Genomic DNA, 14,930 nt, shown 5'->3' with positions numbered 1-14,930 from the left:
GTCAAGAAGAACGCGATCCTGATCATCGACTTCGCGCTGGAAGCCGAGCGGGCGCGTGGGCTATCGGCCATCGAAGCCGTGCGCGAAGCCTGCCTGCTGCGCTTTCGTCCCATCCTCATGACCACGCTGGCGGCCATTTTGGGCGCGCTGCCGCTGGCCATCGGCTTCGGCGAAGGGGCCGAGCTGCGCCGCCCGCTGGGCATCGCCATCATCGGCGGGCTGATCGCCAGCCAGGTGCTGACCTTGCTCACCACACCTGTGGTCTATGTACTGATGGACAAGCTGCGCCGGCGCAGCCCTTCCGAGCGCCAGCTCAGCCGCCACCCGGACGAGTCCGACGCGCCGCCACCCGGTGCCCCGCTCCAACTGCAATGACTGACAACGCCATGAACCACTCTTCCAATGCCCGCCCCACGTACCGCCCCCGCTTTCAGCTTCGCCTGCTGTGCGCGGCGCTGGTGCTCACCATCGGCGGCTGCGCAGTCGGTCCCGACTACCAGCGTCCGGCCACGGTCGACGTGAGCAGCTACAAGGAAGCGCAAGGCTGGGTTCCGGCCGCGCCCGCCGATACGCTGGAGCGCGGCCCGTGGTGGTCGCTGTTCAAGGACCCGGTACTGGACCAGCTGGCATCGCGCGTGGAGGTGTCCAACCAGAACGTGGCCGTGGCCGTTGCAGCGTACGCGCAGGCACGGGCCCTGGTGCGCGAGCAGCGGGCGTCACTGTTCCCGACGGTTTCGCTGAACGGCAATGCCAGCCGTTCCGGCAGCAGTAGCAGCAGTAACAGCACGACGGGCAACAATGTCGGTGGCCGCGTCGGCAACAACTACCAGCTCAGCATTGGCGGCAGCTGGGAGCCCGACGTATGGGGCCGTCTGGGCCGCACGGTAGACGGCGCAAAGGCCGGCGAACAGGCCAGTGCCGCCGACCTGGCCTCGGCCAAGCTGTCGGCGCAGGGTGAGCTGGCCACCAATTATTTGTCCTTGCGCCAGACAGACGCGCAGAAGGTGCTGCTCAAGGACACGATTGACGGCTACAAGCGCGCGCTGGAAATCACGCAAAACCGCTACAACGCCGGCATCGCGGCCAAAACCGATGTGCTGCAGGCCCAGACACAGCTGGCCAATGCGCAGGCCGACGACGCCGGCCTGGTGCGCCAGCGCGCCCAGCTGGAGCATGCCATCGCGGTGCTGGTCGGCGAAGCGCCCGGCAATTTCTCGATTGCCCCTGTGGCCTGGAACCCTTCGGTGCCTGACGTGCCCGTCGGCATACCTTCTGAGCTGCTGCAGCGCCGTCCCGACATTGCCGCCGCCGAACGCCGCGTGGCCTCTGCCAATGAACAGATCGGCATCGCCAAGAGCGCCTACTACCCCAGCCTCTCGCTGAGCGCCTCTGCCGGCCAGGGCGCCAGCCGGGTGGCGGACCTCTTCAAGGCTTCCAGCAGCGTCTGGTCCATCGGCATCTCAGCCGCGCAAGTCCTCTTCAATGCGGGAGCCACCGGCGCACGCGTGGAGGGCGCCGAGGCCTCTCACCAGCAGGCAGTGGCGCGCTACCGCCAGGCTGTGCTGGCCGCCTTCCAGGACGTGGAAGACCAGCTGTCGGCCACACGCGTGCTGCTGACCCAGCAGGAGCTGCGCCGCCAGGCGTCACAGGCCGCCGACCAGGTGGAGCAGCAGGTGCTCAACCGCTACCGCAGCGGCCAGGTGGGTTACACCGAAGTCATTACCGCCCAGGCCACCGCGCTGAGTGCGCGCCGCGCACTGGTGCAAGCCATGGCCGACCGCCAGACCACCGCGGTGGCGCTGATCCAGTCGCTGGGCGGCGGCTGGCAGGCCGCGCAATAGACGGCCACTGTGCGGGGTTCGCTGTTGCTATTGTTTTAATAGCTGCTTGCGCCCGTCCCTATTGGCCAGAGGCCATATTCTCCTGTCTATTCTGTGCCAAGAGCAGATCGACGAGGCAGTGAAATCAGCCGGCATTCACCAGAAAAAGTGGCTGAAACCCTTATACACCGTGCGCAACCAGCTATCAAAATAATAGCATCTACCCCAAGGCCTGCGTTGAAGGCTCACCTGTAGCCCCACGCCTGTGCAGCGCCGCGAGGAAAAACCGCGCCGCATCGCTGAGCGGCCTGTCCTTGCGGGTGATGGAGCCAAACGCCTCCATCTTGTGCTGGATAAAGCAGGGCAGGACTTTCAGCAGGCCGTGCCGGGCGTAATTCTCGGCAATCGACTGCGGCATGACGCCCACCATGTCGGTTTCGGCAATCAGGTTGGTGGTTGTGAGGATGGAGGCAGTTTCAATCAGGCCCTTGGGAGTCGGTGCTTGCAGCATGCGGAACTCCTGCTCCAGCACCTCACGCATCGGGCTGCCCTTGGGCTGCAGTATCCACGGGTAGTCCAGCAGGCTGGCAAACTTCACCGCCCTTTTTTGCGCCAGCGGATGGTGTACGCCCGCCACCACGGCCAGCGCCTCGTTCTCAAGCGCGGTGAAGGTGTAGTCGGCCCGGTGTTCGTCGCGGATGCGCCCGATGGCAACGTCGAGCACGCCTTCGCGCAGCAGCTCGAACAGCCGGTCGCTGGTGTCCAGCATGACATCGACCGACAGCAGCGGATAGGCTTTTTTGAGCGCGATGATCGCGTGCGTCAGCAGATTGGGTGATGGCGCCATGATGCTGCCGACCGACACCCGCCCCGAACTGCCGAGCTGTAGCTCAGCCAGCTCACGCGTCATGGACTCGATGGAACCGCGCATGCCGCGGAAATAGCGCAATGCGCTGGCGCCCGCCGGCGTGAGCTTCTGCCCGCGCCCCACGCGCTCGAACAGGCGCTGGCCCAGCGCGGACTCCAGCTCCTGGATCATCTTGGTGGCGGCAGGCTGGGTCATGCCCAGCTCTGCGGAGGCTTTGCGCAAGGTACCGTGCTCACCCACGGCCAGGATGAGGGCGACTTGGCGCATGCGCAGGCGGTTGAGAAGCTGGGGAATGAAGGAGCCGGGTGAAGTGTCGGGCATCGGCAGTCTTTCCAGGGAACAATTCAATTGATCACCATAGGTTATCAAATAATCAGGTATTTTCAATTTACGTTAACTGTTGTCTTCCCTACCATCCACGCATTGATTCAAAACGATGACGGAGACAACCATGAAATATTTGCCCGCCCTGCTGGCAGCGGCCTGCACATTGGCTGCCCACGCCCCGCTATTTGCACAAGACTGGCCGGCCAAGTCCGTGCGCATCCTGGTGGGTTCCGCCCCCGGCGGCGGCACCGACGCCATGGCCCGCGCGGTCGCTGACCGGCTCGGCCCCCTTCTCAAGCAGCCGGTCGTGGTCGAGAACCGCCCCGGCGCGTCCAACACCCTGGCGGCCGACCTGACGGCCAAGTCCAATGACGGTCATACCCTGCTGATGGGTGTTTCGACCGCGCATGCGATTGCCCCGCACCTGCTGAAACTAGGCTATGACAACAACAAGGACCTGGTGCCCGTGGTCTTTGTCGGCGCGGTGCCCAATGTGCTGGTGGTCAACAACGCCCTGCCGGTGGACTCTGTGCAGTCGCTCATCAAGCTGGCCAAGTCAAAGCCTGGACAGCTCAACTACGCCACCAGCGGCTCGGGCAGCACGCAACACATCGCGGCAGAACTCTTCAAGGACCAGGCCGGCGTTTTCATCACGCACATCCCCTACCGCGGCAGCGGCCCGGCGCTGATCGACCTCGTCGGCGGTCAGGTGCAGCTGAGCTTTGACACCATGCCCTCGGTGATCGGCCAGATCAAGAACGGCCGCATCAAGCCATTGGCAGTGGCCAGCGCCAAACGCAACCCGCAGCTTCCCAATGTGCCCACCATGGCCGAAGCCGGCGTGAAGGATGTCGAGATGAGTGCCTGGTACGGCATCTACATGCCGGCAGCCACACCCAAGGCGGTGCAGGAGCGCGTCTACGCCGAAGTGACCAAGGTGCTGGCCATGCCTGAAACGCAAACCCGGCTGAGTGCGATTGGTGCGGACCTGACACCCATGACCCAGGCGCAGTTTGCACAGTTCCACAACGATGAAAACAAGCGGTATGGTGACCTCATCCGCAAGAAAAACATCAAGCTGGACTGATCCGGATGGTCCGGAACAAGGAAAAAGACACCATGAGCAAGCAGCAGACAACAGAACCGGTACCCGTCGTCGCCCTGACACTGGGCGATGCGGCCGGCATAGGCCCCGAGCTGGTCGCCCGGCTGCTGAGCCAGCCCGGCATTACGGCGGGCGCCAACATCGTGCTGGTGGGCGATGCGTGGCTCTGGCAGCAAGGCCAGGCTACAGCGAAACAAGCGGTCGAAATACAAGCCGTGTCCAGCCTGGCCGAGGTGCGCAGCCGCGCAGACACCCGCCTGCCGGCCTTCCTGGCCACAGACACGATTCAAACGGAACAAGTGCAGCGCAGCCAGGCGCAGGCTGCCTGCGGCGCCGCTGTGCTGCAGGTGCTCAATCTCTGCATGGATGGCGCCAAACGCGGCGAGGTCGATGCCATCTGCTTTGCCCCGCTGAACAAGCAGGCCATGAAGCTGGGCGGTCTGAAGCACGAAGACGAGCTGCACCACTTTGCCGAGTACCTGGGCGTGACCGGCTACTTCTGCGAGTTCAACACGCTGGGCGATTTGTGGACGGCACGTGTGTCCTCGCACATTCCGCTGAAAGACGCAGCGGCCATGCTCAGCAAGGAACGCATCGTCGACGCAACCCGGCTGATCTACGCGTCGCTCAAGGCCAGCGGCAATGCCAGCCCCAAAGTAGCGGTGGCGGCCTTCAACCCGCACGGCGGGGACGGCGGCGTCTGCGGGCGCGAGGAAATCGACATCATCGAGCCGGCCGTGGCAGCGCTGCGCGCCAGCGGTGTCCCGGTCGATGGCCCCTTCCCGGCCGACACCATCTTCCTGAAAGCGCAGGCCGGCCAGTACCAGGCCATCGTCACCATGTACCACGACCAGGGCCAGATCGCCATCAAGCTCATGGGCTTCAGCAAGGGCGTCACCGTGCAAGGCGGCTTGCCGGTGCCCATCACCACCCCGGCGCACGGTACAGCGTACGACATTGCAGGCCAGGGTGTGGCGGATGTGAACGCGACCCTGAATGCCTTTCGCATTGCCCAACGCATGGGTGCGGCGCGCCTGCAATCAGCCGCCTGAATTTTCTCCCTCCTTCTCTTCCACCTTCAAAGAACCAACATGAAAATCAAATCAGTCCGCGCACGCGTGTTCGAATGGAAGGGCAAGACCGTTCCACCCCAAGGTAACTTCTGCTCCAACGCGATGGACCTGGTTTACTCCAAAACCGAGTCGATGAGCACCTTCCGCTTTCACTCGTGGACTGTGGTCGAGATTGAAACCGATGACGGCATCGTCGGCCTGGGCAACGTGGCGCTGGCGCCGCACATTGCCAAAGCGATCATCGACCAGTACCTCACGCCACTGGTGCTGGGCCAGGACCCCTGGGACTACGAATACCTGTGGCAGCGCATGTACCGCAGCACCCACGCCTGGGGCCGCAAGGGCGTGACCATGGCCGCGATCTCCGCGGTGGACCTCGCCATCTGGGACATCCTGGGCAAGTCGGTCAACAAGCCGGTGTTCAAGCTGCTGGGCGGCCGCACCAAGGAAAAGATTCCCTGCTACTACTCCAAGCTCTACCGTACCGACATCAAGGCCATGCAGGACGAAGCGCAAAAATACCTGGACCAGGGTTTCACCATGTTCAAGTCGCGCTTTGGCTACGGCCCGGCGCACGGCACCAAGGGCGTTTCTGAAAACCTGAAAGCCGTGGAAGCGATCCGCGAAGTCATCGGTTACGACAATGACCTGATGATGGAGTGCTACATGGGCTGGAACCTGGAATACGCCAAGCGCATGTTGCCCAAGCTCGAGAAATTTCAGTTGCGCTGGCTCGAAGAGCCCGTGATTGCCGACGACATCGACGGCTATGCCGAACTCAACCAGCTCACCAGCATCCCGATCTCAGGCGGCGAGCACGAGTTCAGCCTCTATGGTTTCAAGCAGCTGCTGGATAAAAAAGCCGTGTCGGTCGTGCAGTACGACACCAACCGCGTGGGCGGCATCACGGCGGCGCACAAGATCAATGCGCTGTGCGAGGCCTACAGCGTGCCGGTGATCCCGCACGCCGGGCAGATGCACAACTACCACCTGACCATGAGCACCCTCGCCTCGCCCATGAGCGAGTATTTTCCGATGTTCGATGTGGAAGTTGGCAATGAGCTGTTCTATTACATCTTTGACGGTGAACCTGTGGCGGAGAACGGCTTCCTGCAGCTCGACGACAACAAGCCCGGCCTGGGCCTGACGATGAAGACCGAGTTCCTCAAAGACTTCAACATCGTCGAATGAGCCGCATGAACGCAAGATACTCCGGCGTTTTCCCCGTCGTGCCCACCACTTTTACTGACGCGGGCGAGCTCGACCTGGAAAGCCAGAAACGCTGCGTTGACTTCATGATCGATGCGGGCTCGACGGGCCTCTGCATCCTTGCCAACTTCTCCGAGCAATTTGTGCTGTCCGATGAAGAGCGTGAAGTCCTCACCGCCGCCATCCTCCAACACGTGGCGGGTCGCGTGCCGGTGATTGTTACGACCACACATTTCGGCACCCGGGTGTGCGCCGAACGCAGCCGCCGCGCGCAGGACCTGGGCGCGGCCATGGTCATGGTGATGCCGCCGTACCACGGCGCAACCATCCGCGTGACGGAAGAAAAGACTTATGAGTTCTTCGCCACGCTGTCGGCCGCCATTGACATTCCCATCATGGTCCAGGACGCCCCTGTCAGCGGCACCACGCTGTCGGCAACCTTCCTGGCACGCATGGCCAAAGAGATCCGTAATGTCGCCTATTTCAAGATCGAAACGCCGGGTGCGGCCTCCAAGCTGCGTGAGTTGATCCGGCTGGGCGGCGACACGATTGAAGGGCCGTGGGACGGCGAAGAAGCCATTACCCTGCTGCCCGACCTGGAAGCCGGCGCCACCGGTGCCATGACGGGGGGTGGCTACCCGGACGGCATTCGCAAGATCATGGATGCATGGGTAGCCGGCAAGCGGGACGAGGCCATTGCCGAGTACACACGCTGGTTGCCGCTGATCAACTACGAAAACCGCCAGGGCGGCATCTTGACGGCCAAGGCCTTGATGAAGGAAGGCGGCGTGATCGCCTGCGAGGCGCCGCGCCACCCGTTTCCCGCCATGCACCCCGAGGTGCGCAAAGGCCTTCTCGAAACGGCCCGGCGGCTGGACCCGATGGTGCTACGCTGGGGCAAGTGAGCGGCCCCAGCTGCCTGCGCATTCCCCCCGTTTCCTTTCTCGTCCTCCCCCTCTTCAGGATTTCCATGCCCCTTCGGGAAACACTTTTGCTGGTGCAGAAATGCGCCCATACCTTCAGCTTTTACGACTTGGCCACCGGCCAGGCGGAAGGACACATCGTCTTGCCCAACTTTCCGCACGAGTTCACGGTAGACCCGGTGCGCCGGCTTGCTTACGTGGGCCACTACGGCATCGAAACCGCCAGCCACCTGGGAGATGTAGGCGGGCATTCTGTCTTTGTGATCGACCTGGACAAACGCGAGCATGTGGCCACCCTGAACCTCTGGCCGTATTACCGGCCGCATGGCTTGACAGTGGACGGCCAGGGCCGCCTGTTCGTGATGTCTGAGGCGCACAACGTGTTGCTGCGCTTTTCAGACCCGGCAAAGGTGCATGTGCCGGACCTGGCTGTGTCTTCCGGCGGCTACAAAACCCACCTGTTTGCATTGACGAAAGATGCACAGACGGCTTATGCGCTGAACCTGCTGTCGAACACCGTCACCAAAATCAGGCCGAATGACCCGACGTTCACCCCGGTTGCGATGATGCCCGGCCCTGTACCCGAGGGCAATGTGCTGTCGGCTGACGAGTCGCTGCTGTACGTGGCCAACCGCGGCGACGACACCATCGTCGCCGTCGACACGGCCAGCATGACGGTCGTGGCGTCGGGCAAGACACGGCGCGACCCCAACCGGGTCTACCGCTTCCAGGGCGCGCAAGGCCAGGACTTGCTGCTCACCACCAATTCGGGCGAGCATTCGCTGTCGGTGTTCGGCCTGGACCTGCAGGAGCAGCGCTGTTTTTCCTTGCCCAGCAACCCGCTGGCCTTGTCGTTTCATCCGGTGGACCGGGCGGTCTACATCTCATTTCAGGACGAGACGGTGCGCCGCCTCAATCTGGACAGCTTCGCGTTCGAGCAGGAAATCAGGACGCTGCGTGAGCCGGATTCGTCCTACGTCTGGCGGCATTGATTCAGCAAGGTCTGTATCCACTCCCGGTTCATGAAGAGCACAGGCACATCGCCCACCTCACTGCCCGCACCTGTGAAGGCGTTTACAGGGCCCGTCGTCGACGCGCACCACCACCTGTGGGACCTGTCGAAAGGCCACTACCCCTGGTTGCAGGAAGCGTACGATCCCGGCGCCTTCTTCCTGGGCGACTACCGGCCGATTTGCCGGGACTTCCTGGCAGACGACTACCGGGCGGCTGTGGGGCCTTGCGACGTGGTGGCAACCGTGCATGTGGAAGCCGAGCGCAGCCGCCTTGAGCAGGTTGCCGAAACCGCATGGCTGCATGAGGTTCACGCCAGGCACGGCTTTCCAAACGCCATCGTGGCGCACGCCTGGTTTGACCGGCCTGACAGCGAGGAATGCCTGTTCGCGCAGTCCCAGTTTCCGCTGGTGCGCGGCATCCGCAGCAAGCCCGTCACATCTGCCGCAGCGGACCAAAGCGTCAAAGCACAAGCGGGTACGATGCAACACGAAGACTGGTTGCGCGGCTTTTCATTGCTGGAGAAATATGGCCTGCGGTGGGACCTGCGCGTGCCCGCCTGGCACTTGCCCGAGGCGGCTGCCGTGGCAGCGATGTTTCCCAAAGTGCCCATCGCCCTGAACCACCACGGCTTTGCCTGGGACCGCAGCGAAGAAGGCCTCAAACGCTGGCGCGGCTGGATGGAAATACTGGCCCGGCAGGAAAACGTGCACGTCAAGCTTTCGGAATTCGGCCTGCGCGGGCAGCCCTGGGACTGGCACGAAAACGCACGCATCGTGCGGGAGACGGTGGCTATTTTTGGCTGGCAGCGCTGCATGTTCGCCAGCAACTTTCCGGTAGCGGGCCTGCGCATAAACTATCCGGACCTGGTTGCCAGTGTGGCCGGGATGCTGGACCACCTGCCGGCAAATCAGCAACATGCGATGATGTGCGGTAACGCCCTGCGTTTCTATGCGATTGATGTGGCGCCGCCTGCGGCACCCCCGCAACCCGCGCGCCCTCTCGCCCCTTGATCAACCCTGATTTCATCTGGAGCTACCTCATGACCACCAAACACGACAACCTCATCGGCGGCCAATGGCTTGCCGGCAACAGCTACAGCCAGAACCTGAACCCCAGTAACCTCTCAGACGTGATCGGCGAGTACACGCAGGCCGACGCCGCAGGGCTGGATGCCGCCGTACAGGCCGCGCAGGCCGCCTTTCCGGCCTGGTCTACCTCGGGCATCCAGGCCCGTTCGGATGCGCTCGACAAAATCGGCACTGAAATCCTGGCACGCCGCGAAGAGCTGGGCACCCTGCTCTCGCGCGAAGAAGGGAAGACCAAACCCGAAGGCATTGGCGAAGCCACACGCGCGGGCCACATCTTCAAATTTTTTGCCGGCGAGTGCCTGCGCCTGTCGGGCGAGACGATTCCTTCGGTGCGTCCCGGCATCGGTGTGGAAATCACGCGTGAACCCGTGGGCGTCGTCGGCCTGATCACACCGTGGAATTTCCCCATCGCCATTCCGGCATGGAAGGTCGCGCCGGCGCTGGCCTTCGGCAACTGCGTGGTGCTCAAGCCTGCGGACCTGGTTCCGGGCAGCGCCTGGGCTCTGGCGGAAATCATCTCGCGCTCGGGTATTCCGGCGGGCGTGTTCAACCTGGTGATGGGCCCCGGCCGCGTCATCGGCGATGCGCTGGTCAACCATCCGGGTGTCAATGCCATCAGCTTTACCGGCTCGGTCGGTGTGGGCAGCCGCATCGCGGAGACCTGCGCAAAAAACCTCAAGAAGGTGCAGCTGGAAATGGGCGGCAAGAACCCGCAGGTCATCCTGGACGACGCCGACCTGACCCAGGCCGTGGAACTCAGCGCGCAGAGCGCTTTCTATTCCACCGGACAGCGCTGCACGGCGTCGAGCCGCCTCATCGTGACCGAAGGCATTTACCCCGCTTTCGTCAAGGCACTCCAGGAACGTATGGCCCGCATCAAGGTGGGCGACGCCCTGACGGCCGGGACCGACATCGGCCCGGTTTCTTCGCAAGCCCAGCTGGAGCAGGATCTAAGCTATATCGCCATCGGCCAGCAGGAAGGCGCAACACTGTCATTCGGCGGTGACCGCGTACGCTGCCACACCGGCAGCGGCGCCGAAGGCTACTTCATGACCCCGGCGCTTTTCAGCGAAAGCACCGCCGGCATGCGCATCAACCGTGAAGAAATTTTCGGCCCGGTGGCCAGCATCATCCGCGTGAAAGACTACGAGGCCGCCCTGGCCACCGCCAATGACACGCCCTTCGGTCTGTCAGCGGGCATTGCCACCACCAGCCTCAAATACGCCACGCATTTCAAGCGCCACAGCCAGGCCGGCATGGTCATGGTGAACCTGCCAACTGCCGGTGTGGACTACCACGTGCCGTTCGGCGGCCGCAAGGGCTCAAGCTATGGTCCGCGCGAGCAGGGAAAGTATGCGCAGGAGTTTTTCACGACGGTGAAGACGGCGTATACGCTGGCTTGACATGGCCCCGGTGATGCGGACGACACGGTCGCTCAAAGTGCTGCTGGCACTGACAGCGGCTTATTTCCTCACCAGCTTCGGCCACTTCAGCCACAACGCCGAGTTCATCTGCGAATACCCCAACCTGCCGGTCTGGCTGACACGCGCACAGGTCTATGCGGTGTGGGCGGCCATCACCTCTGTGGGCGTGGTTGGCCTGTTGCTGATGCGCAAGAAATACATCGCTATGGGGTTGATGTTGATGGCTATTTACGCTGCTATGGGGTTTGATGGCTTAGGCCACTATGCGGTGGCGCCTATCGAACTTCATCCTTTAATGGCCAACGTCACCATTCTGTCGGAAGTCGCTACTGCCGCGCTGTTGTTGCCGGTGGTGCTGTGGTTGTTGACCTTGCACATACTCCGCCGAAAATCCGGAGAGCAGCCATCATGAACCACCCACTGCGCTGCCAGTGCGGCACCCTGCGAGGCCACGTCAGCCACACCGAATCAGTCTGCCGCGGCGTCTGCTACTGCAAGGACTGCCAGGCTTACGCCCACTTTCTGGGCAAGTCCGATGAGATTCTGGATGAGATGGGTGGATCGGATGTGATTGCCACGCTTCCCCAGCACGTCACCTTCACCCATGGCCAGGAAGCACTTGCCTGCATGTCACTCAGCGATCGAGGCATGCTGCGCTGGTATACCAGCTGCTGCAACACGCCGGTTGGCAACACGGCGCGTGACTTCAAGGTCTCGCACGTCGGCCTGCTGCACAACTGCCTGAAAGACCCGTCAACAAGTCTCGATGCCGCCTTCGGCCCTGTGCGCATGAAAGTCGGCATGAAGAGCGCCAAAGGCAGTGCCAAAGCCATGCCGGTCAGCACCACCGTGTCCATTCTCCGGTTCATGGCGACACTGATACGCACGAGACTCAATGGCGGCTACAAGATCACGCCCTTCTTTAATCCGGATGATGGCGCGCCATGCGTCTCGCCGAAGGTGCTCACGCCGGATGAGCGGGCTCGCTTGATGGAGGCCGTCAAGGCTTCCTAGCGTGCTTTGCGCTGCGCTATCGATTTAATAGCTGCTGGCGCTCGTCCTTAAACGGTTTCGGCCGATTTCCTCTCGAATTACCTGCTCAGGACCGCACCGTATCCGCTACCCGTTCTGCGCAGCTTTTCGCCTGGGCCGCATCGCGCGCCTCGACCATCACACGCAGCAGCGGCTCGGTGCCGCTGGCACGAATCAACAGGCGGCCAGTGTCGCCCAGCTCAGCCTCCACCTTTTTGGTCATGTCGGCCAGTGCCTTGCTGCTCTTCCAGTCCTGGTCGGGCTTAAGGCGTACGTTCACCAGTGTTTGCGGGAACAGCACCACGTCGCTCAGCAGCTGGGCCAACGTTTTTTTGCTGCGCACACACGCCTGTAATACCTGCAGCGCGCTGATGAGTCCGTCGCCGGTGGTATGCCTGTCGAGTGCCAGCAGATGGCCCGACCCCTCACCGCCCAGAAGCCAGCCGCGTTTTTCAAGCTCCTCAAGCACGTAGCGGTCACCAACCTTGGCGCGCACAAATTCGACACCCTTGGCTTTCAATGCCACTTCCACGGCCATATTGGTCATCAGGGTGCCCACGGTGCCGGGTACTTTCTCGCCGCGCGCCAGCCGCTCATTGACCATCAGGTAAAGCACTTCATCACCATTGAAAAGCCGGCCTTCAGCGTCCACGATCTGCAGCCGGTCGGCGTCGCCGTCCAGCGCTATGCCGTAGTCCGCCTTGCTGGCCTTGACCTTGGCGATCAGGGCCTCGGGGTGCGTGGCGCCTACTTCGTGGTTGATGTTGAGGCCGTCGGGCGCACAGCCGATGGCAATGACCTCGGCGCCCAGTTCATGGAACACCATAGGCGCGATATGGTAAGCCGCGCCATGCGCGCCATCGACGACGATCTTCAATCCGCGAAGCGTCAGGTCATTGGCAAAAGTGCTCTTGCAGAACTCTGTGTAGCGACCGGCCGCGTCATCAAGGCGGCGGGCTTTGCCCAGGCTGGCCGAATCAGCCCAGACGGGTGGCTCGTCGAGCGCAGCTTCCACGGCCAGTTCCCAAGCATCATCGAGCTTGGTGCCCTGGGCGCTGAAAAATTTGATGCCGTTGTCAGGGTACGCATTGTGGCTGGCGCTGATAACCACACCCAGGCTGGCACGCTGGGCCCGCGTGAGGTAGGCCACGCCCGGCGTGGGCAAAGGGCCGAGCAGCACCACATCGACGCCGGCGGAGTTGAAGCCGGACTCCAGGGCGCTTTCCAGCATGTAGCCCGAAATGCGGGTGTCCTTGCCGATCAGTACCGTAGGGCGCGATTCGGTCTTGCGAAGGACCCGGCCGACCGCGTGTGCAAGCCGTAAGACGAAATCGGGCGTGATCGGCGGCTGGCCCACCGTTCCGCGAATGCCGTCGGTGCCGAAGTATTTTCTGGTCATGAGGTATGTCCCTGTGGAGCTTGTTGTTCTTGAAGCAGGGGCCTATTTTAGGTGGCCCCGCGCGGCTCTCTGTCAGCCAAAGCCTCCATCTGCGCCGGACGGCGGCAAACCAGCGGCTAGCGCGCGGCCGCCCATACTTTGAGGCCCTGCACGGTCTCACGCACATCGTGCACCCGCACGATGCGGGCACCGCGATCCACTGCCAGCACGGCCGCCGCGACGCTGGGCACCATGCGGTCGTTCGTATCGAGCTGGGCAACAGCCGCCAGGGATGTACTGGTGACGGCAGCCAGAGAGGATTTGCGCGACCAGGCGGCCAGCAAAGGATAACCGGCGGCAAGAAACTCCTGCTGCCGCGCGAGCAAGGCGAAATTCTGCGCAACGGTTTTTCCAAAGCCCACCCCCACATCCAGCACGATGCGGGATTTGTGGACACCGGCCGACAACAGGTTCCCCGCGGCGGTTTCAAGGAAAGCCTTCACCTGCGGCACCACGTCGCCTTCCATGGGCGCAACCTGCATGGTTTGGGGTTCGCGATGCATGTGCATCAGGCAGACACCACAGCTGGGGTGCTGCGCAACCACCTGTGCCGCGCCGGCCTTGCGCAGGGCCCAGATGTCATTGATGACGTCAACGCCCAGGTCAAGCACCGCCTGCATCACCTCAGGCTTGTACGTGTCGACCGACAGCGGCACACCCAGGCTGACCGCATGGCGAACTACCGGCAGTATCCGTTCAAGCTCTTCCTCCAGCGACACGGGCGGGGCGCCAGGCCGGCTTGACTCACCGCCAATGTCCAGCATGTCGGCGCCGTCCCGGATCAATTTTTCGCAATGGGCCAACACGCCTGAAAAACCACCGCCGAGGGTGAAATACCTGCCCCCATCCGAAAATGAGTCGGGCGTAACGTTGACGATGCCCATGACGCGGGGCCTGGAAAGGTCGATTTGAAAGCGAGAGGTTTGCCAGATCATGGTTTGTCTCCGGAAATAAAAAACCGGGGACTGGCCCCGGTTATGGCGACTGCCTGGCAGTCACGTCCTGTTCACCGCGCGTCAGGCCACGGTCGGCGCCGGATCGGTGCTGACAGCAGGCGTGCCGCCGCTGGGGCCGCTTCCGCCGCCCACTGACGAATTGCGCGGTGTCCAATCCTTGGGCGGGCGTGGCTCCTTGCCGGCCATGATGTCGTCCAGCTGGTCGCCGTCAATGGTTTCCCATTCAAGCAGCGCCTTGGCCATGGCATGCATCTTGTCCTTGTTGTCCTCGATCAGCTTGCGCGCCTGGGCGTACTGCTGGTCGATGATGCGGCGTACCTCGCCATCGACCTTTTGCAGGGTCGATTCGCTCATGTTGTTGGTCTTGGTGACCGAACGGCCCAGAAACACTTCGCCTTCGTTCTCGGCGTAGACCATGGGGCCCAGAGCCTCGGTCATGCCGTAGCGGGTGACCATGTCGCGGGCCAGTGCGGTGGCACGTTCAAAGTCGTTGCTGGCACCTGTGGTCATCTGGTTCATGAAGACTTCTTCGGCGATGCGGCCACCAAACAGCATGCTGATCTGGCTCAGCATGTACTCGCGGTCATAGCTGTAGCGGTCTTGCGCCGGCAGGCTCATGGTGACACCGAGGGCACGGCCGCGAGGAATGATGG

At 62.7% G+C, this 14,930-nt stretch carries 14 protein-coding genes and 1 pseudogene; 11 read left to right on the top strand and 4 right to left on the bottom strand.

The annotated features are described in order from the left end of the window. Together AC1D0Z_RS09950 and AC1D0Z_RS09945 are read left to right on the top strand one after the other, a co-directional pair. Positions 1–375: efflux RND transporter permease subunit (locus AC1D0Z_RS09950; RefSeq protein ID WP_477658087.1), on the top strand; the 375-nt coding region annotated here is incomplete at its 5' end. Between the two features lie 11 nt (positions 376–386). Continuing rightward, positions 387–1,841, top strand: coding sequence for an efflux transporter outer membrane subunit (locus AC1D0Z_RS09945; protein WP_477658086.1), 1,455 nt, complete (start codon positions 387–389; stop codon positions 1,839–1,841). A 199-nt stretch (positions 1,842–2,040) separates the two neighbouring features. On the opposite strand, the gene AC1D0Z_RS09940 is transcribed toward AC1D0Z_RS09945, so the two are convergent. Then, on the bottom strand, positions 2,041–3,009 hold the full coding sequence (locus tag AC1D0Z_RS09940) for a LysR family transcriptional regulator (RefSeq protein WP_477658085.1): 969 nt from the start codon (positions 3,007–3,009) through the stop codon (positions 2,041–2,043). A 130-nt stretch (positions 3,010–3,139) separates the two neighbouring features. Between AC1D0Z_RS09940 and AC1D0Z_RS09935 the strand changes: the two genes are divergently transcribed. The 9 genes from AC1D0Z_RS09935 (at position 3,140) to AC1D0Z_RS09895 (ending at position 11,865) form a co-directional block, all read left to right on the top strand. Then, positions 3,140–4,102, top strand: a complete 963-nt coding sequence (locus AC1D0Z_RS09935; RefSeq protein ID WP_477658084.1) for a Bug family tripartite tricarboxylate transporter substrate binding protein — start codon at positions 3,140–3,142, stop codon at positions 4,100–4,102. A gap of 32 nt (positions 4,103–4,134) precedes the next feature. Beyond that, entirely contained in the window at positions 4,135–5,172 is a 1,038-nt protein-coding gene (locus tag AC1D0Z_RS09930) for a 4-hydroxythreonine-4-phosphate dehydrogenase PdxA (RefSeq protein WP_477658083.1), read from the top strand. Between the two features lie 39 nt (positions 5,173–5,211). After that, positions 5,212–6,384, top strand: coding sequence for an L-rhamnonate dehydratase (locus AC1D0Z_RS09925; RefSeq protein ID WP_477649246.1), 1,173 nt, complete (start codon positions 5,212–5,214; stop codon positions 6,382–6,384). A 5-nt stretch (positions 6,385–6,389) separates the two neighbouring features. Then, positions 6,390–7,307, top strand: coding sequence for a dihydrodipicolinate synthase family protein (locus AC1D0Z_RS09920; protein WP_477658082.1), 918 nt, complete (start codon positions 6,390–6,392; stop codon positions 7,305–7,307). A gap of 65 nt (positions 7,308–7,372) precedes the next feature. Then, entirely contained in the window at positions 7,373–8,317 is a 945-nt protein-coding gene (locus AC1D0Z_RS09915) for a YncE family protein (RefSeq protein WP_477658081.1), read from the top strand. A gap of 30 nt (positions 8,318–8,347) precedes the next feature. After that, positions 8,348–9,349: an amidohydrolase family protein gene (locus AC1D0Z_RS09910; RefSeq protein ID WP_477658080.1), complete on the top strand. Its 1,002-nt coding sequence runs from the start codon at positions 8,348–8,350 to the stop codon at positions 9,347–9,349. 29 nt (positions 9,350–9,378) lie between these two features. Continuing rightward, positions 9,379–10,830 carry an aldehyde dehydrogenase family protein gene (locus AC1D0Z_RS09905; protein ID WP_477658079.1) on the top strand — a complete coding sequence of 484 codons (1,452 nt, stop codon included), beginning with the start codon at positions 9,379–9,381 and terminating at the stop codon, positions 10,828–10,830. Between the two features lie 13 nt (positions 10,831–10,843). Further along, positions 10,844–11,263, top strand: coding sequence for a hypothetical protein (locus AC1D0Z_RS09900; protein ID WP_477658078.1), 420 nt, complete (start codon positions 10,844–10,846; stop codon positions 11,261–11,263). Next, positions 11,260–11,865: a DUF6151 family protein gene (locus AC1D0Z_RS09895; protein ID WP_477658077.1), complete on the top strand. Its 606-nt coding sequence runs from the start codon at positions 11,260–11,262 to the stop codon at positions 11,863–11,865. Before AC1D0Z_RS09900 ends, AC1D0Z_RS09895 begins: the two co-directional genes overlap by 4 nt. Positions 11,866–11,950: 85 nt before the next feature. Here the strand turns inward: AC1D0Z_RS09895 and glmM are convergent, their stop codons facing one another. The 3 genes and pseudogenes from glmM to AC1D0Z_RS09880 form a co-directional block, all read right to left on the bottom strand. Then, on the bottom strand, positions 11,951–13,282 hold the full coding sequence (gene glmM / locus AC1D0Z_RS09890) for a phosphoglucosamine mutase (RefSeq protein ID WP_477658076.1): 1,332 nt from the start codon (positions 13,280–13,282) through the stop codon (positions 11,951–11,953). 116 nt (positions 13,283–13,398) lie between these two features. Continuing rightward, positions 13,399–14,256: a dihydropteroate synthase gene (folP, locus tag AC1D0Z_RS09885; RefSeq protein WP_477658075.1), complete on the bottom strand. Its 858-nt coding sequence runs from the start codon at positions 14,254–14,256 to the stop codon at positions 13,399–13,401. 81 nt (positions 14,257–14,337) lie between these two features. Continuing rightward, positions 14,338–14,930 (bottom strand): annotated as a pseudogene (locus AC1D0Z_RS09880) (ATP-dependent zinc metalloprotease FtsH); the annotation flags it as partial.

The sequence above is a fragment of the Polaromonas sp. P1_E3 genome, from assembly GCF_056405935.1.
This window is presented reverse-complemented; position numbering and strand designations above follow the sequence as displayed.